Here is a 20,453-nt window from a genome sequence, read left to right as displayed (position 1 = left end):
GGTTTATTCCGGGGCCACATGCACAAGATAGAGGTTACCTATGAAAGGTTTGGGCGATTTGATGCAGCAGGCCCAGAAAATGCAGGCCGATATGCAGGAAAAAATGCAGAAGATGCAGCAGGACCTGACTGAGCTTCGCATCTGCGGTGAGTCTGGGGCGGGTATGGTCAAGGTGACGATGAATGGTCGCCACGATGTGACATCTGTGGAAATTGATCCCTCCCTGATGACCGAAGAGAAGGAAATGCTGGAAGACCTGCTGGCCGCTGCGGTCAACGACGCTGTGCGCCGTGTAGAGGAAAAAACACAGGAACTGCAAAAGCAGGGGATGGGAGACCTGACTTCAGGTATCAATTTGCCTGAAGGCTTTAAGTTCCCCTTTTAAGAAGTGGCCATCCACTGGTTTTGAGTTTGTATGTTTAGTCCCCTGATTGAAGAGCTGATCCGCGCGCTCCGCTGTCTGCCCAGTGTGGGCCCCAAGTCCGCGCAGCGCATGGCGATGTACCTGTTGGAGAAAGACCGGGAAGCTGCCTCCCTGCTGGCCCAGAGTTTGGCGCGAGCGGTGGAACAAGTGGGGCGCTGTGGGCAGTGTCGCACCCTCACAGAAGAGTCCGTTTGCTCATTGTGTAGCAATAGCCGGCGCGAGCAGGACTCACTGTGCGTGGTTGAGACGCCCGCTGATGTTCTGGCTATTGAGCAGGCCGGTAATTACCACGGTCGCTACTTTGTCCTGCATGGGCATCTCTCGCCCATCGATGGTATTGGCCCGGGGGACCTGGGGATCGACTTGCTGGAGCAGAGGCTCGCTACTGAGCAGTTGCGTGAACTTATTGTCGCCACTAACCCTACGGTAGAAGGTGAAGCTACCGCGCAGTACATTGCGGAGAGAGCTCGTGCCCAGGGGGTGACGGTGAGCCGGATTGCCCACGGTGTACCCATCGGCGGAGAGTTAGAGTATATCGATGGCGGCACTCTCGCCCACGCCTTTAATAGTCGAACCGCATTTTTCTCCGGCAGTTGAGTGATATCGATGACAGAAATAGATACCACTCCACGCTGGGTCGACAGTTACGAGCAGCTGGTAGAGTTGTGTGCAGAGTGGCGCAAGCAGAGTGCGGTAGCCCTGGATACCGAGTTCATGCGCAGCCGAACTTTTTATCCCCAACCGGCCCTGGTCCAGGTAGGTGATGGAAAACACTGCTACCTGATCGACAATTTGGCGATTGAGGAGTTACAGCCGCTTCGCGACCTCTTGCTCGATACCGCTGTCACTAAAATCATGCACAGTTGTAGTGAGGACCTGGAAACCCTGGAGCGCTTGCTAGGCGTGATTCCCGAGCCCATTTTTGATACCCAAATTGCCGCTGCAATCTGTGGTATGGGAGCAGGCTTGGGTTATGCGGCGACAGTTAACCAGCTACTGCATATAGAGTTGCCCAAGAGTGAAACCCGCTCGGACTGGCTGCAGAGACCTCTCAGCGATGCACAGAAAACCTATGCCGCCCTCGATGTCGCTTGGTTGCCGGTACTCTACGGCGTACTGGTAAAGGACCTCAATGCGAAGGGGCGCCTGGAGTGGTTGCAGGAAGACTGTGCATCATTGGTGGTCACGGCTCGAAACCCGAGCCCACCTGAGATTTACTACCAAAAAGTGAAAGGTGCCTGGCGCCTGCGCAGTAAACAACTGGCAGTGCTACAGGATGTGTGTGCCTGGCGCGAAAAGCAGGCCAGGGCGCTGAATATGCCGCGCAATCACTTGTTGAAAGAGAATATCTGTCTCGGCCTGGCCCAACAGTTGCCGCGGCATAGAGGTGCCTTGAGCCAACTGGGTATGGAAGGGCGAGCTCTGCGTGAGCACGGCGAAGCTCTGTTAAAGATCGTTGCCCAAGCCTGCGAGAGAAGCGATCCACCTGCGCGAATGCAGCAGCCCCTCAACCGGCAGCAGGGAGAGATCCTCAAGCAACTGCGACTTGAGATGGTGTCTATTGCCGAGCGGGCCGGGTTGCCTGCCGAAATATTAATTCGCAAAAAAGAGCTGGAAGCCTTGGTCCAGGCCCGTCGACCCGAGTTAGAGGGCCGGCTCAGAGGATGGCGGGCCGATGTGATTGGCCACCCTTTGCTCGAAGCTCTGAAACAATTGCGTAAAGAGGAATTGAAGTGAAAGTTTTATGCGATATTTATCGCAGTCCAAATAAAGACGAAATGTATCTGTACGTGGATAAGCGCGAAGGCACTGCGAGGGTTCCCAAAAATCTACTGGAGCTTTTCGGCAAGCCGCAGCACGTCACTACGATGTTGGTGACGCCGGACAAAAAGCTGGCCCGTGCAGAGGCGGACAAGTTGCTCAAAGAGGTGCTCACTCGCGGCTATTACTTACAGATGCCGCCAATAGCCGATTCCGAAATGAGTGAAATCGCGCTGAAGAACAGCAAGTTGCAACGCTGAGTCGAGCTAAATGGCACAGGAGCCTTTTTGGCGGCGGAAAACGCTGGAGCAAATGAGTCGATCCGAGTGGGAGCAGCTTTGTGACGGTTGTGGTCGCTGCTGTCTGCACAGCTTGGAGGATGAGGATACGGGTGAGGTCTACCTCACTAATGTGGCCTGCCGCCTGTTGGATACCCATTCCTGCCAGTGCAGTGAGTACAGCCAGCGCAAAGCCCATGTTCCCGGATGTATTCAGTTGCGTATAGAGGATATTGCCGAATTCGATTGGTTGCCGCTCACCTGCGCATACCGCAGTCTTGCGGAAGGGCGCCCTCTTGCGGACTGGCACCCACTGGTGTCGGGGGACCCGGAATCCGTACATCGGGCGGGGATATCGGTGCGTGGGCGCGTTGTCAGTGAAGAGTCGGTTCATCCAGACGATATGGAGGATCATATTGTCTCTTGGGTTGAACAGGGTTGATCGCAAACGGGAACTGCGACCTGTGAACGCCTTTGGATATTGCGCATAATTAAGGAGCCTCTGAGTAACTCCTTGATTCGATTCTTCGAATTAATTATCGCTGGCAGTGCTTGTCTGCGAAGCGGCGTAAATATGCCGGTTCCGAGCGAGTGACGATGTAAAGGACCCTGGCATATTTGCCCGATATTGGATCGGTGTGCCAGAAAGTAGAGTGAGAGAATGACAGAAGATTTCCAATTTGCCTGGATGGTATACGCCGCTTCAACACTGGTTATGCTGTTGGCGGGCTGGTGGTTTATGCGCAATTGGCGCTGGAGTTGGGTACGCCAGACTCTACTGTTAGTGGCTGCGGCGGTGTTGCTGGCGCCGGCAAAGACCTCTGTAGCGGAGTCAGTTGCTGTGCCGGTGTTGCCGCTATTTGTTTATCAAACGCTGTTTGAAGAAAATGGAGCGGCGCCAGAGGTCACTACCAATTTGATATTCGCTTCGGGTGGAGCCCTGGCGATCATGGTTGTTTGGGGGATTGTCAGCTTGCTGATGAGATTTCGCCGGGACAGGCGTCGTCGCTTTGATGAAGATCCCTACTTTAACGAACAATAACCCAAGATATGGCTGTCATGCCTGAGGGCAGGGTAGCCATTCACCCAGTATTTTTTGTTGCACTTTAATTCACTTGCGCAGCCATCGTCCCTCCTCGACGCCTATATCCAGGCCTTCACTCGGTTGCTCGTATCAAAGGCGCTAAAACCCTTTAGACCGACAACCCCAGTCAATGACAGCTGCTATATCTATTAAGCTGGTTCCCGCTGTGGCGCAATGCAAAACAATGTAAAAGCAGTGTCACTTTTCTGCCAGGTATCCAGTAACAACAAGAGGCGGCTGTATCCAGCATGTGGGAAGTACCTCGCACCTAATAGGGGAAGAGGGCAAGGGCAGTCGTGAATAGAGTGAAATATTCAGTTCAATACCCACTTGCCCGGATTGGCAGTGAGAGCCGAATGGCTGAGGAATACTGATGCTCGATCACCTGCTTATATTGACTGCAGTAATGCTGGTTTCGGGCATTTTGGGTGGGTTGGTCAATTACTATCAAATGCTGTTTACCGAAGAAGATCCAGCGGGGCTCGCACGTTGCCTGATTATGGGGCTGTGTGGCGCCTTGATGGTGCCGATATTCCTTAAATTCACCCAGAGTGACTTGTTGATAGAAATCCAGGGTGACCCCTCGCGTTTATTGATTTTTACCGGTTACTGCCTGCTCGCTGCAATTGCGTCCCGTATGTTCGTGTTTAACGCCGCGCGGCGCCAGTTGCGCGACGCCAGTATTGCCCGCGCCCGAGTAGAGAATATGGAGCAGGAACTGCGCACCATGCAGTTGGAAATGATGCCCCTATTGGAGCATGAAATTGAGGGCGATCCCGAGCAGGGGCCGACCATCGATTTCAATCAGATCCGTAAATTGGATGACAATGCCCTACAGGTGCTGCATTTGTTAAATACCGGGGAGTGTGTATTTCGGTCTCTTTCCGGCATGGTGCAGGACAGCGGTATGGAAACCAATTCTATAGCCCGCGCCTTGAATAGCTTGCTGGTGCTGGAGATGGTCGGGAAAATTCATAGTCACCTGGGCATCCGCTGGTATATCACCGGCAAAGGTCGCCAGGTTGTACACCGCCGCAGTACCCAGATGGCCTAGGCTGCTTCGGTAAGCCCACGCGTACTTTCAAGGCTCGCCCTGCGGGACTGGCAAGTTTCCCCAGCGCAAGCTGGTCATCCAAATTGAGCGTTACCGCCTCGCCCCCAACCTGTTGTTCAATTATCATTCGCTAAAAGAGATAGTTAGCCTCGACGACAGGATTGGAGCAGTTATGAAGTTTACCGGTACCGAAAGCTATGTAGCGACCGAAGACTTGCAGATGGCGGTGAATGCGGCCGTTACCCTGCAGCGCCCACTATTGATCAAGGGTGAGCCCGGCACCGGCAAAACACTGCTCGCCGAGCAGGTAGCAGAGAGCCTCGGACTAAAGCTGATCCAGTGGCATATTAAATCCACCACCAAAGCCCAGCAGGGCCTGTACGAGTACGACGCGGTATCCCGCCTGCGGGACTCCCAACTGGGGGTGGATAAGGTTCACGATATTGGCAACTACATTAAGCGCGGTAAGCTTTGGGAGGCCTTTGCGGCGGATGAGCGCGTAGTGCTGCTGATCGATGAAATCGATAAAGCGGATATCGAATTCCCCAACGACTTGCTGGTTGAACTGGATCGCATGGAGTTCTTTGTCTATGAGACTGGCGAAACCATCAAGGCCAAGCAGCGCCCCATCGTAATTATCACTTCCAACAACGAAAAAGAACTGCCGGACGCCTTTTTGCGCCGCTGCTTTTTCCATTACATCAGCTTCCCCGATCGTGACACCATGCGCAAAATTGTCGATGTGCACTATCCAGGGATCAAAGGGCAGCTGGTGGCTGAGGCAATGGATATTTTCTTCCAGCTGCGCGAGGTTCCAGGCCTGAAGAAAAAGCCTTCTACCTCTGAGCTGATCGATTGGCTCAAGCTGTTGATGGCTGATGATATTCCCGGGGAGATCCTGAAAAACAGCGATAGCAGCAATGCCATTCCGCCGCTCTATGGTGCCCTGCTGAAAAACGAGCAGGATGTCCATATGCTGGAGCGCCTGGCGTTTATGGCCCGTCGCGATAATCGCTAAACTGTGTTGGTTAATGTCACCGAGGGCTTAGGTTGTCCTCGGTGATTTCGGCCCGGTTTAACCGGGTGTTATTTTTTCCCTGTGCTGACTGCGAATTATTATGCTGATTGGCTTTTTCCAGAATTTACGCCGCTATAAATTACCGGTAACCATCACCGAACTGCTGGCCCTGCTTGAGGCATTACAGCAGCGCCTGGTGTTTGCCGACCTTGAGGAGTTTTACTTCCTTGCCCGCGTTTGCCTCGTCAAGGACGAGAAGCACTTCGATAAATTTGATCGCGCTTTCAACGCCTATTTTAAGGACCTTGAGACCCTCGACGACATTGTCGAACAAATGATTCCCGAGGACTGGCTGCGTGCAGAATTTATGAAGCAGCTGAGCGAAGAGGAAAAGGCCCAGGTACAAAGCCTCGGTGGCTTGGAAAAACTGCTGGAGGAATTTAAGAAGCGTCTAGAGGAGCAGAAGAAGCGTCACAGTGGTGGTAATCGCTGGATTGGCACTGGCGGCACCAGCCCGTTTGGCAATAGCGGTTATCATCCCGGTGGTATCCGTGTGGGCGGTAAGGGACGCAATCGCTCGGCGTCAAAAGTGTGGGAGAAGCGCCAGTTTAAAAATCTGGATGACAGTATCAGTCTGGGTACCCGCAATATCCAGGTGGCTCTGCGCAAGTTGCGCAAATTTGCCCGCACCGGGGCCGCAGAGGAACTGGATCTGGATAACACCATTTCCTCTACTGCACGCAACGCCGGGTTACTGGATATTCAAATGGTGCCGGAGCGACATAATGCGATTAAGGTGCTGATCTTTTTCGATGTAGGGGGCTCTATGGACCCCTATGTGCGCGTCTGTGAAGAACTGTTCTCCGCCTGTCGTTCCGAGTTCAAGCATCTCGAATATTTTTATTTCCACAATTTTGTTTACGAACATGTGTGGAAAGACAACCAGCGGCGCTATAGCGAGAATACCTCGCTGCTGGAAATACTGCGCACCTATGGCAAGGACTACAAAGTAATTTTTGTCGGCGATGCGTCTATGGCGCCCTACGAAATTACCAGTCGTTTCGGCAGTGTCGAACATATGAATGAGGAGCCCGGTGCGGCCTGGATGGAGCGTGTTACCGATACCTACAGTAACCTGATCTGGTTGAATCCTGTAGGAGAGGAGTACTGGCAATATACTCCCAGTATTGGTATGACCCAGAGACTGGTGGACGGGCATATGTATCCGATGACCCTGGAGGGGTTGGATCGAGCCATCGCTTATTTGGTTAAAGGGCGTTAAAAGGCTGATCGCTTTTTCAGGTAGCACCGTAGGTGCTGCCTGCTATTCCTTCGAGGGGTTTCGTTAGTTGCTCAACTAGAGAGAGAAGCGAAAAATCGCTTCGTGGAGTCATTATCAATGAGAAGCCACTGGGTTTCTCTATCTCTTTTCCCCCAGTATTAATCCCATTTTCTACGATAGAAAACAACGGCAGATGACACTGGGGGGCGCCCCAAAGCCCTGCAATAGCGGTTAAACCCAATAGTCGCTGGCGATTTGTTTGTAATTTTCTGGATTCACTATCGGTCCCTTTCTTAATTGCGGTTGTGGGGGTGGTTGGTACTAGTAAAACGCTACTGTTGTCCGGTAGTAATGTTTCCATCAACTTGCACCACTGTTGTCGTTTTTCGTTGGCCCAGAATATCTCATCATCGGTAATTGATAGGGCCATAGTAATTCTTGTGGCTATGTCCTCTGAAAATACCGGCCGGTATTTTCGCAACCAGTCTCCGTGAGTATTGGCGATGGCGCGGCCCTGCAAAATTCTGAATACATCCGCCAGTTCGCCCAGTAATTCAATGTCAGACAGGTGTTTAATCTCGCAGATAGAAAATTGATTATTTAATGTAGGAATAAATTCCTGGATTGCTGATTGAATAGGCGTATCTGCCAGTTGACTGATCTCGGGGCAAGTAACCAGGCGGGTTACTTTATTTGCGGATAAGTGCTGTGACGGGATTAAAATTTTGCCGACGTCTACAAGTAATGAAGGAGTTTGACTAAACCAACCGACAGTATCAAAGCAGGGTGCTAAACCGATAACACCGTCGGTAGGAATAAGTGAGTGACTGGTTCGAATGCCGAATAAACCACAATAGCTTGCAGGTACCCTCACCGATCCGCCGGTGTCGGTGCCTAAGCCAATATCGGCTGTTCCTGAGGCCACGGCGGCGGCCGATCCCATAGAGGAACCCCCACAAAAATAGCCGGGCAGTTTAGGGTTGTCGGCAGAACCGTAATGTAAATTACTCCCCTGCATGCTGTAGGCGAGTTCATCAAGGTGGGTAAACCCAGTAAAGGTTGAGCCGGCCTCCAGTAATTGCTGTAAGCTGAGTGCAGTTTTATTGGCTGGGGGGTGAGTATTGAACCACTCGGGGCTGCCTGCCGTATTTTTCTCCCCTTTCAATTGAAAGAGATCTTTGACCGCTAAACGCACGCCTGTTAGCGGCCCGGAATCTGATAACGTTAAAGAGCGAGGTCCGTGCTCGCAAAATACGCCTTTTATGGGTTGGCTCCCTTATTTGTCATTGCCGCTAAAATGCTTCGGCGGTACACCGTCGTGATCGGCGGTGATGCTCAGTTCCTCCTTGGTGGTTTCGCCCACCTTTACGTGAACCTCTTCTGCACCGTGCATCCAGTCCACCAGTTTCTCGCGAATAAAATACAGGATAATTCCGGCAATAATTGCGGCCAGGGCTACTCCGCCAAAGGTTGCGAGTGGACCGGATACACCAACGAGTTTACCGATCTCTGCGGCTCCTTTGTTGGCAATACCAATAAAGGCAAACCAAAGCCCCATCATCAGGGATAAATAGCGCAGCGGAGATAATTTAGTTACGACAGAGAGCCCAATTGGCGATAGGCAAAGTTCGCCAATGGTGTGGAAAATATAGGCAAATACCAACCACCAAATACTCGCCTTAATGGTCTCTGAATCGCCAATTTGCAGGGCGGCACCGCACATGGATAAGAAACCCACGCCGAGAAAAACCAGTCCCAAACTGAATTTGGCCGGTGAGCTGGGTTCCCGGTCTCCCATGCCTACCCAGATACTGGCTATAATCGGCGCGAGGATAATAATAAACAGAGGGTTTACCATCTGCAGCCAACTGGCTGGAATCTCCCATCCCAGTACATTCAGGTCGGTTCGATATTTGGCGAATAAGTTCATTGAGCCGGCAGCCTGCTCAAAGCCGGCCCAAAAAATCACGATAAACACACCCAGCACCAAAATAACTTTGATGCGGTCGCGCTCCTCTTGAGTCAGTGGGCGGCGCTTATCGACGTCCTCATCTTTCTTGTCTTTCAGTTCCAGGTGCGCAGAAGGTTCTACACCGATTTCTCCCAGGTAGCGCTTGGCTTGGGTCAACTGCAGGATTAGGCCGGCTAACATGCCAAGGCCAGCGACGATAAAGGCCAGCTGGTAATCCACCTTTTCTCCAATCCAGCCCACCACCAGGTAACCGAGGATAGAGCCCAGGTTGATACCCATATAAAAAATGGTAAAGGCAGTGTCCCGGCGGTGATCACCCTCTTCATAGAGGTCCCCGACCATGGTAGAGATATTTGGCTTGAAGAAACCGTTGCCGATAATCAGCAAGGCCAACCCGATCCACAACATATAAATTTGGCTGCCATTTGGCAGCCAACCGTGGGGAAATCCCAGGGCGAACTGTCCCAGCATCATCAAGGTGCCGCCGAACATAATACAGCGGCGCTGGCCCCAGCGATTATCCGCCATCCAGCCGCCGATAATGGGGGTCAGGTAGACCAGCATTGCGTACCAGCCCAGGTAGCTGAGGGCTTTGGATTGCAATTCGGTATCGGTCAATTGTTCCCAGCCGAAGACTGCCGCAGTCGCTGTAGAGGTCAGGTAGAAGACAAAAATACCGCGCATGCCGTAGTAGCTGAGACGTTCCCACATCTCGGTGCCAAACAACAGGAAGAGTCCTTTGGGGTGGCCAAACAGTTGGCCTGCGCTGGTAGGGGGCTTGGGCTTGATCTCTTGCATAGTACTGCTCGCAAGGTATGACCCTGAGGAATTGCACTAGCAGTAAAGGCCGTGCCCCTCAGAAGAAGTGCTATTCGTACCAGTATAGATGAGCGCCACAATAAGGTTTGATAGCCCTGCGGTGCGCAGGGGGTATAATCCCGCGTTTGCCATTGCTGTACGAATTATGAGTCACACCGAAGCAGAAAAAGTACTGGGGGCGCTGCAAGCCCGAATCTCCGCGACCATGGGGCGTGACCGCTATGGGTTGCGCAGGACCGTCAAAAATGTACGTCGGCGCCAAAAAGAGGGCAAGCCGGTAGATCGCATATTGGCCCAATTGGAGCAGCAGCTCCAAGCGTCTGAGACCCTGGTGGAGGAGCGTCGGCGCAAGTTGCCGGAAGTGCAGTGGCCGGAGTCTTTGCCAGTGGTAGCGCGGCGGGAGGAAATCGCCGAGCAGATCGAGAAAAATCAGGTTGTAGTGATTGCCGGTGAAACCGGTTCTGGTAAAACCACTCAGTTGCCAAAAATTTGCCTGTCACTGGGCCGGGGAATTTACGGCCAGATCGGCCACACGCAGCCGCGCAGGATTGCTGCGCGCACTGTAGCCAATCGAATTGCTGAGGAACTGGGGCAGCCCCTGGGAGAGTCCGTCGGTTACCAGGTGCGCTTTACCGACCACAGCACCGAGCATACCCACGTCAAACTGATGACAGACGGTATCCTGCTGGCTGAAATTCAGCGCGATCCCCTGTTAAATAAATACGATACGCTGATTATTGATGAGGCCCATGAGCGCAGCCTTAATATTGATTTTCTATTGGGCTATTTGAAAACCATTCTGCCCAAGCGCCCTGACCTGAAACTGATAATTACCTCGGCCACCATCGACCTGGAAAAATTCTCCCGGCACTTTGAAGATGCGCCGATTATCGAGGTTTCCGGTCGAACTTACCCGGTAGAAGTTCACTATCGCCCCGCAGCGGATACGGATGCAGATCTCAACGAGCAGGTGGTCACTGCTGTGGAGGAATTGCTGCACGAGGAAAAGTCCAGCAGCCGGCGCGGTGGGGATATCCTGGTATTTATGAGCGGCGAGCGGGAAATTCGCGAGTGCGCCAAGGCTTTGCGCGATGCACAGATAGCGCAATTGGAAGTGCTGCCCTTGTATGCCCGCTTGAGCCTTGCGGAGCAAGCCAAAGTTTTCCACGGCCATAAAGGCCGTCGCATTGTACTCGCTACCAATGTGGCGGAGACCTCTATTACGGTGCCCGGTATCCGTTATGTGATCGACCCGGGTACTGCACGAGTGAGCCGCTACAGCTATCGCAGTAAAATTCAGCGGCTGCCTATAGAGCCGGTTTCCCAGGCCAGCGCCAACCAGCGTGCCGGTCGCTGTGGCCGTGTCAGCGCCGGTGTTTGTGTGCGCTTGTATGAAGAGCGGGATTTTGAGCAGCGCCCGGAATTTACTGATGCGGAAATTTTGCGTACGAATCTGGCCGCAGTCATTCTGCAAATGTTGCAGTTGCGTATCGGTGATATCCGCGAGTTTCCATTTGTCGATCCGCCGGACCCACGACTGATTAATGACGGCTATAAATTGCTGCAGGAATTACAGGCGGTAGATGAGCAGGGCCGAGTCACTAAATTGGGGCGATCCCTATCAAGGTTGCCTTTGGACCCGCGCCTGAGCCGCATGTTATTGGCGGGGGCGGAGAATGGCAGTGCGCGGGAGCTCTTGATTATTGTCGCCGCTCTCGCCGTGCAGGACCCGCGCGAGCGCCCGGCAGAAAAACGCCAGGCTGCGGATGAAAAACATCGCCAGTGGCAGCATGAACAATCGGATTTTTTATCCTTCGTTCAGCTATGGGATGCCTTTGAAGTCCAGCGTCAGGAACTGAGTCAAAATCAGTTGCGCAAGTGGTGCCAGAAAAACTTCCTTTCCTGGCTGCGTATGCGCGAGTGGAGAGATATCCACCATCAGTTGCGCGTGGCTTGTCGCGATCTCGAAGTTAAAGAAAACAAAGAGCCAGCGGAATACGAAGCGATACACCGAGCCGTCGTGGTGGGGTTGCTGGGCAATATTGGCGCGCGGGATGAAAACAAGGAGTTTAACGGCTGCCGCAATCGTCGATTCCATATTTTCCCAGGCTCTGGTCAATTTAAAAAACCACCCCGCTGGGTGGTGTCTGCCCAGTTACTGGAGACCAGCCGCCTGTTCGCCCATACCGTAGCCAAGGTCGAGCCCGAGTGGATATTGGCCGCTGCGCAGCACCTGGTTAAGCGCAATTATTTTGAACCCCATTTTGACGCTCGCTCCGGGCAGGTGATGGCCTTTGAGAAGGTCTCCCTTTACGGTTTGGTGCTGGTGGAAAAACGCCGAATTCCCTACGGCAAACTGGACCCGCAAACTTCGCGGGAAGTGTTTATTCGCCAGGCACTGGTGGAGCAACGCTATCGCGGTAAGGGGCGATTTTATAAGCACTATCTCGACCTGTTGAAGTCCCTGGAAGAGCTCGAAGCTAAATCCCGTCGTCGGGATATTTTGGTGGATGATGAAGTGGTGTACCGCTTCTTCGATGAGCGTATCCCAGCGGATATCGTCAACCTGGCCGGATTTGAGCACTGGCGCAAGAAAGCGGAATCCAGCGATACACAGCTGCTGTTTATTCCCCGCGACTTATTGATGCAGCAGAGTGCCGATCATGTGGGAGAGGCCCAATTCCCCAATGAGTTACAGGCGGGCGGTATTGTCTATCCGCTCAGCTATCACTTTGAGCCTGGCAGTGTGGATGATGGCGTCAGTATACAGGTGCCGGTTGCAGCGCTGCACCAGGTGCCGGCAGCTCGCCTCTCCTGGTTGGTGCCGGGCATCTTGCGGGACAAGTGCATCGCTCTGGTAAAAGCCCTGCCCAAGCAGTGGCGCAAGTATTTTGTGCCAGTGCCGGCTGCGATAGATAAGGCTTTGCCCCGACTGCGTGCAGACAATACCCCGTTGTGGCAGTCGTTGGCTCTGGAGCTGAAACGCCAGACAGCGCAGCAGCTACCAGATGAGGTGTGGGAGTCTGCGGAACAGGCCCTGGAAGATTATTACCGTTTCAATATCCAGGTGATGGATGAAGCCGGTAAATTGCTGGATCAAGATCGGGATTTGGCCTTATTGCAGGCGCGCTACCGGGATAGGGTACAGCAGGGGCTGGCAACGGCTGGCGACAGTTTTGAGCGGGAGGGTATTTCCCGCTGGGACTTCGGTGATCTTCCAGAGACCCATACCCTCAACCAGGGCGGGCTCAAGGTGCGGGCTTACCCCGCGCTGGTTGAAGGAAAAGACAGTGTCTCCCTGAAGCTACTGGATAACCCCAGCGAGGCTCGCAGGCTTACTCGCGCCGGTATTTGCCGTTTGGCTCTGCTGCACTTGCCGGAGAAGGTGAAGTATCTGCGCAAAGAGCTGTTGCGAGGCAAGGAGCTGGGGCTTTCTGCAGCAGATTTGGGGCGTCGTGAGGAGGTAGCTGACGACATATTGATGGCAGCCGTGCGCGAAGTTTTCTGGCCCAAAGAGGAGTTGCCGCGCACCGAAGCTGAATTCCTGGCCGCTTTGGAAAATGACAGTGACTTGGTGGGGGTGGCCCAGGAGATTGGTGATCTGTTGGTCAAGGCCCTGGCCCAGCTAGTGCCCCTGCGCAAACAAATCAAGCAGCAGAAAAACCTGGCGGTCGCAATGGCGGTGGGGGATATCCAGCAGCAACTGGCTGGGCTCTTCTACCGAGGATGCCTGTTTGATACTCCGCTGTCATGGCTGCGCCAGTACGGTCGCTATCTGAAGGCGATTGCAATGCGCTTGGAAAAGGCCGCTCTCGACCCTAACCGTGACCGAAAACTGCAAGTTGAATACCAGAAGGCGGCGGAGCCTTACTTGGCGCAAGTGGAGAAATATTCACCCAGAGAACTCTCTGCAGAGGCAGAATTGCGTGAGTTTCGCTGGATGTTGGAGGAATTTCGTGTTTCCTTATTCGCGCAGACTCTAAAAACCCTGATGCCGGTGTCATCCAAGCGCTTAAGCAAGTCATGGGCAGAAATTGATGGGAAAGGTTTGCTTGGTTGATTTTCTCTATGGAAAAGAGATCACAAAAAAAATTTTGATCAAGTGTAAGAATTTGATGGAGAGCCCGACAGAAGTACTGAAAGCAGGCCTGGAGCCCAGAATGACCCCTTGATACCGGTTATTTTGTGGCGGGTTCTATTCAATGACTGATTTTTGTTTCGCAGCATTATACTTCTGCGGAGTGGAAAAAAGTCTCTTGTACTTTTTATTGCTAAGGACACCTAGTTAGGAGATTCACTATGAACAAGAAGCACCTTTCCCCTGTAGCCGCCGCAGTTGGCGCAGCGTTTATCGCCACTGCCGCTATGAATGTATCTGCTGCCAACAGCAATGCTAACCCCTTTGCCGCAGCAGACCTTAGCTCAGGCTACAACGTGGCGCTGGCTGATCACGACGGTGATGATAAAAAGAAAGAGGGTAAGTGCGGCGAAGGCAAGTGCGGCGAAGGTAAGAAAAAAGAAGGTAAGTGCGGCGAAGGTAAGTGCGGCGAAGGCAAGAAAAAAGAAGGTAAGTGCGGCGAAGGTAAGTGTGGCGGGTAATTTTTCGCTGTACTCAAAGAGGGTGGATACGCTTTAGCGATCCACCCTGTTTTTTATTGATCGCTGAAAAAAGTGAGACCTGAAAGTGTTGCGCGAGTTTTCCGTAGAAGGCGCTGGGTTTGGATTGCGCCGCTCAATGATGGGTGAAAACCTTGATACAGATGCCGTAGATTTTCTGGAGGTAGCACCTGAGAACTGGATTGGTGTTGGCGGTCGCTATGGGCGCTGGTTTAAGGAATATACAGAGCGTTTTCCCTTTTTACTTCACGGTTTATCTCTCTCGATTGGTGCACCAGAACCATTGGATATGGAATTGGTTGCAGCCATTAAAAAATTTATCAAGCAACACAATATTCGCGGTTACAGTGAGCACTTGAGTTATTGCTCAGATCACGGCCATCTGTACGATTTATTGCCCATTCCCTTTACGCAAGAAGCGGTGATGTATGTTGCCGAGCGAATCCGTATGGTCCAGGACGCACTGGAAGAACGGATTGCAATGGAGAATGTCTCCTACTATGCGGCGCCGGGCCAGGAGATGACTGAACTGGCTTTTTTAAATGCGGTGCTGGAAGAGGCCGATTGTGATTTGCTTCTGGACGTGAACAATATTTATGTAAACTCGATTAACCACCGCTACGATGCGCTGGACTTTCTATCTGCACTACCTACTGAAAGAATTCGCTACGTACATATTGCCGGGCACTATGATGAGGCAGAGGATTTAAAGGTGGACACCCATGGTGCACCGGTTATTGATCCTGTGTGGGAACTACTCGATCGCGCCTACGATATTCACGGTGTGATGCCGACGCTACTTGAGCGGGATTTTAATATTCCGCCGATTCCCAAATTACTCGAAGAAGTAGGACATATTAAAACCATTCAGGCCAGTCACCAGGTGGAAGAGAATTATGTCCTCAGTCGTCGATAAGCCCGAGACATTCAAAAGTGTGCAGCGGGACTTTGCTGCCCATTTGCGCGCACCGGATCAAGTTGCGCCGCCGGCAGAAATTGAGGACCGGCGTGTCGCTATTTATCGAGATTTGATTTACAACAATATTGAATCCTTTGTTGCCAGTGGATTCCCGGTATTGCGCAGTCTTTATAGCGACGAAAACTGGCATCAAATGGTGCGTGATTTTGTCCACAAACACACATCCGTTAGCCCGTATTTTTTGCAGATCAGTGAAGAGTTTCTCTCATATTTACAGAACGAACGGGGAGAACAACCACAAGATCCTCCGTTCCTGTTGGAGCTTGCCCACTACGAGTGGGTAGAGTTGGCTTTAGATGTCAGTGATGTGGAATTACCGGAAGGGCTGGCGATAGAGGGGGATGTTTTACAGCAAGTTCCTGTAGTTTCCCCTCTTGTCTGGAGCCTCAGTTACCGCTACCCAGTGCATCGGTTGGGGCCGGATTTTCAGCCCCAAGAGCCGCCGGAGGTACCGACGTTCCTTTTCGTATACCGGGATCGTTCCGACAAAGTGAATTTTATGGAGATCAATGCCGTCACCGCCAGATTGTTGCAGTTGGTCTCTGCGGGCGATTACACCGGCTTACAAATATTGGAACAGATGGCTCAGGAATTACCCAATATTAGTCGTGACTCCTTATTTGATTTTGGTGCCGATTTATTAGAAAAACTACTGAATAAAGGGGTTATTGCCGGTTTAAAGGCTTAGCCTGTGATTGCCTGAAACTCCTTTATCTTTGGCAAATCCCAGCTGCTATGCTGCCGAGGGTAGCTTACGAATTACTAGGGCGTTAGAATCCTTGGTCTCACTAGTTTGATATAAGAGGAGCAGGGTTGTGCTTGGAAGCAAAACTTTATCGCCCTGGTTAATGGCAACTCTGATAGCTGTTACTCCAGTAGGGGCGCTAGCGCAACAAGATCCGTTTGGTGGTGCAGCTCAAAACCCGGCTGCGGTAGATACCAGCGGAGCAGAGGATGCCAGTGCCGATGACGGGGGCCTGTCTCTCGAGGATGAGTACGGCTTTGATCCTGCCGATGAATTTGGTGGTGCCGAGGGCGAAGATTTATCACTTCGCGACCCATGGGAAGGTTTTAATCGGGCCATATTCTCCTTCAACGATGGTGCGGATCGCTATGTGTTGAAGCCCGCCGCTGTCAGCTATCGCCAAATTACCCCGATTTTCGTGCAGCACGGTGTCAGCAACTTTTTCGACAATCTGCGCGAAGTTACCAATACTTTTAATGATGTTCTGCAGGGTAAATGGGGCCAAGCGGGCAATGACGCCGGTCGTTTCCTGGTGAATTCCACGGTAGGTATTGTCGGTATTCTGGATGTTGCCCAGCACATGGGTCTCGAGCAGGGTGATGGCGAGGACTTTGGCCAGACTTTGGCTGTTTGGGGTGTGCCTTCTGGCCCCTACCTGGTTTTGCCGCTACTGGGTCCATCCACTGTACGGGACACCCCTGCCAGGGTCGTGGATTACTACACCAACCCCTTGACCTATGTAAATGACGACGCGACCAAATATGCATTGAAGGGTACAGATATCATTCAGAGCCGTGCCAGCCTGCTGCAAGCGGAGTCCCTGTTGCATGGTGATCGCTATGTACTCTTGCGGGATGCTTACCTGCAGCGCCGCGACTATTTGATTGTCGATGGTGAAATGGATGTTCAAACCGAAGAAGAGGCCGCAGAGGCAATTGATCAGGGTGAAGTGGAAGAGGCTTCCGACTACTGATTTGTCACCTAGGGCAGATAACTTTTTAGAGCCTTTATATGGCCGGCCCCAGTAGCCTGGTGCTTACCGACGATGAGCGCTCCCGCAATTTTTTGCGAGGGGCGCTTTCGCGTTTTGGCTTCCAGGTAAGTGTTGCCAACAACGGGGAAGATGGCATCGGCCAGTTCAGCCCCGGCGCTTTCCATATCGTATTGATTGATCGCTATTTGCCGGATATGAGTGGGCTGGAAGTGTTGCGGCGGATAAAGCGTATAGCCCCAGAAGTGGCCGCAGTAATTATTGCCTCAGACAGTGCTGCCGATGATGTACTCCAAGCGATGCGCCTTGGAGCCAAAGACTACCTGGTTAAACCCCTGGAAGAAGCGGCGGCTATTGATCGCATGATCTGCCGTATCAGCGGTGAAGAAAACCTGGCGAAGCAGAATCGCGAATATAAAGTGACCTTGGAGCGTCGCAACAGTGAACTGCGGGATCATGTCGAGCTACTGCGCAGGGACCAGGAAGCTGGCCGTTTACTGCAACAGCATTTACTTCCCCGTACCCCCTATCACTACCCCAGCGGTGTGGAAGCATCCTACCGGCTGGTTCCCTCCCTGTACCTGAGCGGTGATTTTGTTGATTACGGCTTGTTCGGTGAGCGCTTTGTAGCCTTTTACCTGGTCGATGTGTCGGGCCATGGTGTCTCTTCTGCGCTGGTTACTGCCCTGATTAAGCACAGCATTATGCATCGCTTGCGGGAGCGCCCCTTATTTGCCCAGCTGGACTCCCTCAGTGATGACTTGCTGGATGTCCTTAATCTGGTCAATGGAGAGTTGTTATCCACAAAATTGGGCAAGCACGCCAGTATGTTTGTCGGGGTTGTGGATAGTAGTGCCCGGCAATTGCACTATGCCGTCGCCGGGCAAATACCTATGCCGGCCCTGGTTAGTGAGGCGGGTGCAGACTGGTTGCCGGGAAAAGGGCGTCCCCTGGGTATTTTTGAACGGGGTGATTGGCAAGTGATGCGTGCTGAGCTGCCGCCCGCTTGGCGCCTGGTCGCTTGTTCAGACGGTGTACTTGAATTATTACAGGGCGATCTGCTCGATAAAGAGGCCCAGCTTTTGCAGGCTATTTCAGAGAGTGGGGGAGAACTCGACAGGCTCTGTCAGTCTCTAAAAATGGATACTTTTGGTGCCCTTCCGGACGATATTACGATTCTCACTTTAGGCCGCCAGTAATGCCTAAAACTTCTATCGATAGTCTTCGACTATGAAGTCGAATTTTGTGCTTTATCGCACTTGTCAGTCTGCATAGTCAGGAGTAAGCTCCGCCCACTTTATGCACAAAATTGCACTAGGCGCCAAAAACGTCAAATGCTATTGTGTTCTCTACCAGTGAACTTTTGCCATCCGCCTGCACTTCTATCAAAAAGTGTATTCGGGTGAGCCAGGGGTTGTTATGCAGTCCGGGCAAATTATGGTTGGGGCCCACCAGGGCATCTACGTCATCAAGTTAGTAGGTGATGTTCGTCTCAACCTTTGTACCTCATTTGATAGCTTTATCGACAACATGTTTGCACGGGGTGATTTTGCCGGAGTGGCATTTGATCTCGGTGGTGCAGAAGGTGTTGATAGTACGACCCTCGGCCTGATGGCGAAGATTGCCATTCGCGCTTTGGAGCGGGGCTGTGATAAGCCGCTGGTATTCTCTGCGGGTAAAGGTATCCGCCATCTATTGGACGCTATGGGCTTTGATTCGTTGGTTGAAATCAGCGATACGGTCCACGATATGAGTGTACCCACCACGCCTTTGGTATGTAATAGCCCCGACGAGTGTGCTGCGCGGGAAAAGGTGCTGGAAGCTCACCGGGTATTGATGAGCATGAACGAGCAAAACGCCGAGACTTTTCGCGACTTGGTACATACCCTGGAGCGAGAATGTTCCCCGGTTGCCAAATCTTCGGCGCATTATCACTAGCGCTTATTCTCTCCTAATCCCCAGTTCTGGAAATCTCCCTTTCTTAGCAACGCTTCATATCCCTCGCTTCGGCGCGTGCCTTGGTGAAGAGTCCGTGTGGCAAATAAATTAGCTCTGCCACCCTGCGAATCAGGTGCTCCTCGAAAGCCTCGATAACATCATCTGAAAAAGCTACCTGCCACATCTGCAAAATCAGCAGGTATTTATCTCTCTCGCTGAACTGTTCATTCACCGCCTGGGTGAACTCAAACAGGGATGTGGCTCTGTCCCGTTGGCCAATAGCTTCACTGACTATTTCTGTGGCACTAGCCTGGTCGAGAGAGTAGTGCTGGCACAGGAGTTGTGTGAGCGTTTCACGCTCACACTCATCGAGCTTTTGATCGACAGTGGCAACCTCGACTAACAGCGCAGCGCTGATCATCCGCACGTCTTTTTCATCACGTGCTTCAACATCAACGCTATTTCCTATCTGCTCAAACAGTTTACGGATTTGTTGCAGCATGAATTTCCTGCTGTCCCTTTACTCGGTTCTGTAACAATAGCTCTAAACGTTCCTGATCCTTCACGAAGTTTCGGATGCCATCGGCAAGCTTTTCAGTGGCCATGGCATCGCTATTCAATTGAAAGCGGAATTCGGCTTCAGCCAGATCCTGTGTCGGCCGGGATTTGGTTGTGGATACCGGTGGCAGGCCAGCAGCGAGAGGTGCCTCACTGTCCTCCAGGGCCTGTAATAGCTGAGGGCTGATTGTCAGTCGATCGCAACCTGCCAGAGCCTCAATCTCCCCGGTATTGCGGAAGCTGGCGCCCATCACAATGGTTTTGTAATCCCGGGACTTGTAGTACTCATAGATATTGCGCACCGAGATTACGCCCGGGTCCTCTTCTGCAGGGAATGACTCGTGGCCGCTGTTGGCGATATGCCAATCGAGGATTCGACCGACGAAGGGGGAGATCAGAGTCACCCCGGCTTCAGCACAGGCAATCGCCTGGGATTGACTGAACAACAAGGTCAGGTTGCAGTGGATTCCCTCGCGCTCCAGTACCGATGCGGCAGCAATGCCTTCCCATGTCGACGCGATCTTGATCAATACCCGCTCTTTGGCAATACCTGCGCGTTCGTACAAGGCGATCAGGTGGCGTGCGTAGTCAATAGTAGCGCGGGTATCAAAAGAGAGGCGAGCATCGACCTCGGTGGATACCACTCCGGGCACCAACTGCAAGATTTCCGTGCCGATGCTGACAGCCAGTTTGATGGCGGCCAGGCGTGCAATATTTTCCGCGTTCGAGCCACCCTGGTGGCTTTCGGCCCACTGAAGTGCCTCGGCGATATGGTTGTCGTACTGAGGGAGCTGGGCGGCCTTAAACAGTAGGGAGGGATTGGTTGTTGCATCTTGAGGACAATATCGGCGAATCGCTTCAATGTCTCCCGTATCTGCTACAACCTGGCTGCGCTGTTTGAGTTGCTCCAACTTGTTCATGGTTCCTCCCTTA

Annotated in this window: 20 protein-coding genes; 16 read left to right on the top strand and 4 right to left on the bottom strand. The window is 52.5% G+C overall.

What is annotated here, in order from left to right; translation table 11 throughout:
• Nucleotides 1–40 precede the first annotated feature (40 nt).
• The 9 genes from ACJJI3_RS12860 (at nt 41) to ACJJI3_RS12820 (ending at nt 6,901) form a co-directional block, all read left to right on the top strand.
• On the top strand, nt 41–385 hold the full coding sequence (locus tag ACJJI3_RS12860) for a YbaB/EbfC family nucleoid-associated protein (protein ID WP_413664473.1): 345 nt from the start codon (nt 41–43) through the stop codon (nt 383–385).
• Between the two features lie 30 nt (nt 386–415).
• Nucleotides 416–1,021: a recombination mediator RecR gene (recR, locus tag ACJJI3_RS12855; RefSeq protein ID WP_444939972.1), complete on the top strand. Its 606-nt coding sequence runs from the start codon at nt 416–418 to the stop codon at nt 1,019–1,021.
• A gap of 9 nt (nt 1,022–1,030) precedes the next feature.
• Nucleotides 1,031–2,161, top strand: coding sequence for a ribonuclease D (gene rnd / locus ACJJI3_RS12850; protein WP_444906347.1), 1,131 nt, complete (start codon nt 1,031–1,033; stop codon nt 2,159–2,161).
• Nucleotides 2,158–2,445 (top strand): YcgL domain-containing protein, encoded by a 288-nt coding sequence (locus tag ACJJI3_RS12845; RefSeq protein WP_444939971.1) that lies wholly within the window; start codon nt 2,158–2,160, stop codon nt 2,443–2,445. Before rnd ends, ACJJI3_RS12845 begins: the two co-directional genes overlap by 4 nt.
• 10 nt (nt 2,446–2,455) lie before the next feature.
• Nucleotides 2,456–2,905, top strand: coding sequence for a YcgN family cysteine cluster protein (locus tag ACJJI3_RS12840; RefSeq protein WP_444934934.1), 450 nt, complete (start codon nt 2,456–2,458; stop codon nt 2,903–2,905).
• Nucleotides 2,906–3,124: 219 nt separating this feature from the next.
• Nucleotides 3,125–3,505, top strand: coding sequence for a hypothetical protein (locus tag ACJJI3_RS12835; protein WP_282934168.1), 381 nt, complete (start codon nt 3,125–3,127; stop codon nt 3,503–3,505).
• Between the two features lie 415 nt (nt 3,506–3,920).
• A complete protein-coding gene (locus tag ACJJI3_RS12830; protein ID WP_108731891.1) occupies nt 3,921–4,601 on the top strand; it encodes a YEATS-associated helix-containing protein in 681 nt (226 codons plus the stop codon).
• A 172-nt stretch (nt 4,602–4,773) separates the two neighbouring features.
• On the top strand, nt 4,774–5,619 hold the full coding sequence (locus ACJJI3_RS12825) for an AAA family ATPase (RefSeq protein WP_108731892.1): 846 nt from the start codon (nt 4,774–4,776) through the stop codon (nt 5,617–5,619).
• Nucleotides 5,620–5,719: 100 nt separating this feature from the next.
• Nucleotides 5,720–6,901 (top strand): vWA domain-containing protein, encoded by a 1,182-nt coding sequence (locus ACJJI3_RS12820; RefSeq protein WP_444939970.1) that lies wholly within the window; start codon nt 5,720–5,722, stop codon nt 6,899–6,901.
• A 16-nt stretch (nt 6,902–6,917) separates the two neighbouring features.
• Here the strand turns inward: ACJJI3_RS12820 and ACJJI3_RS12815 are convergent, their stop codons facing one another.
• The gene (locus tag ACJJI3_RS12815; RefSeq protein WP_444942557.1) at nt 6,918–8,165 is read right to left on the bottom strand and encodes an amidase family protein; all 1,248 of its coding nucleotides are present in this window, start codon (nt 8,163–8,165) and stop codon (nt 6,918–6,920) included.
• Nucleotides 8,166–8,177: 12 nt separating this feature from the next.
• Nucleotides 8,178–9,671: a peptide MFS transporter gene (locus tag ACJJI3_RS12810; RefSeq protein ID WP_444939969.1), complete on the bottom strand. Its 1,494-nt coding sequence runs from the start codon at nt 9,669–9,671 to the stop codon at nt 8,178–8,180.
• A gap of 166 nt (nt 9,672–9,837) precedes the next feature.
• Between ACJJI3_RS12810 and hrpA the strand changes: the two genes are divergently transcribed.
• The 7 genes from hrpA to ACJJI3_RS12775 all read left to right on the top strand — a co-directional run bounded on the left by hrpA (nt 9,838) and on the right by ACJJI3_RS12775 (nt 18,962).
• Complete coding sequence (hrpA, locus tag ACJJI3_RS12805) at nt 9,838–13,752, top strand: ATP-dependent RNA helicase HrpA (protein ID WP_444939968.1); 3,915 nt, start codon at nt 9,838–9,840, stop codon at nt 13,750–13,752.
• 239 nt (nt 13,753–13,991) lie between these two features.
• Nucleotides 13,992–14,291, top strand: coding sequence for an HvfA family oxazolone/thioamide-modified RiPP metallophore (locus ACJJI3_RS12800; RefSeq protein ID WP_108731896.1), 300 nt, complete (start codon nt 13,992–13,994; stop codon nt 14,289–14,291).
• Between the two features lie 88 nt (nt 14,292–14,379).
• Nucleotides 14,380–15,225: an HvfB family MNIO-type RiPP peptide maturase gene (locus ACJJI3_RS12795; protein ID WP_444916226.1), complete on the top strand. Its 846-nt coding sequence runs from the start codon at nt 14,380–14,382 to the stop codon at nt 15,223–15,225.
• On the top strand, nt 15,206–15,976 hold the full coding sequence (locus tag ACJJI3_RS12790; protein WP_444914687.1) for an HvfC family RiPP maturation protein: 771 nt from the start codon (nt 15,206–15,208) through the stop codon (nt 15,974–15,976). Before ACJJI3_RS12795 ends, ACJJI3_RS12790 begins: the two co-directional genes overlap by 20 nt.
• A 127-nt stretch (nt 15,977–16,103) precedes the next feature.
• Nucleotides 16,104–17,006, top strand: coding sequence for an MlaA family lipoprotein (locus ACJJI3_RS12785; protein WP_413664483.1), 903 nt, complete (start codon nt 16,104–16,106; stop codon nt 17,004–17,006).
• Between the two features lie 38 nt (nt 17,007–17,044).
• Nucleotides 17,045–18,223 (top strand): PP2C family protein-serine/threonine phosphatase, encoded by a 1,179-nt coding sequence (locus ACJJI3_RS12780; RefSeq protein WP_413664484.1) that lies wholly within the window; start codon nt 17,045–17,047, stop codon nt 18,221–18,223.
• A gap of 220 nt (nt 18,224–18,443) precedes the next feature.
• A complete protein-coding gene (locus tag ACJJI3_RS12775; RefSeq protein ID WP_282934161.1) occupies nt 18,444–18,962 on the top strand; it encodes an STAS domain-containing protein in 519 nt (172 codons plus the stop codon).
• A gap of 43 nt (nt 18,963–19,005) precedes the next feature.
• Here the strand turns inward: ACJJI3_RS12775 and ACJJI3_RS12770 are convergent, their stop codons facing one another.
• Together ACJJI3_RS12770 and tal are read right to left on the bottom strand one after the other, a co-directional pair.
• The gene (locus ACJJI3_RS12770) at nt 19,006–19,464 is read right to left on the bottom strand and encodes a tellurite resistance TerB family protein (protein ID WP_444939967.1); all 459 of its coding nucleotides are present in this window, start codon (nt 19,462–19,464) and stop codon (nt 19,006–19,008) included.
• Entirely contained in the window at nt 19,445–20,440 is a 996-nt protein-coding gene (gene tal, locus ACJJI3_RS12765; protein ID WP_444939966.1) for a transaldolase, read from the bottom strand. Before tal ends, ACJJI3_RS12770 begins: the two co-directional genes overlap by 20 nt.
• Nucleotides 20,441–20,453: the final 13 nt, after the last annotated feature.

This window comes from Microbulbifer maximicatervae (SeqCode), assembly GCF_052466985.1.
This window is presented reverse-complemented; position numbering and strand designations above follow the sequence as displayed.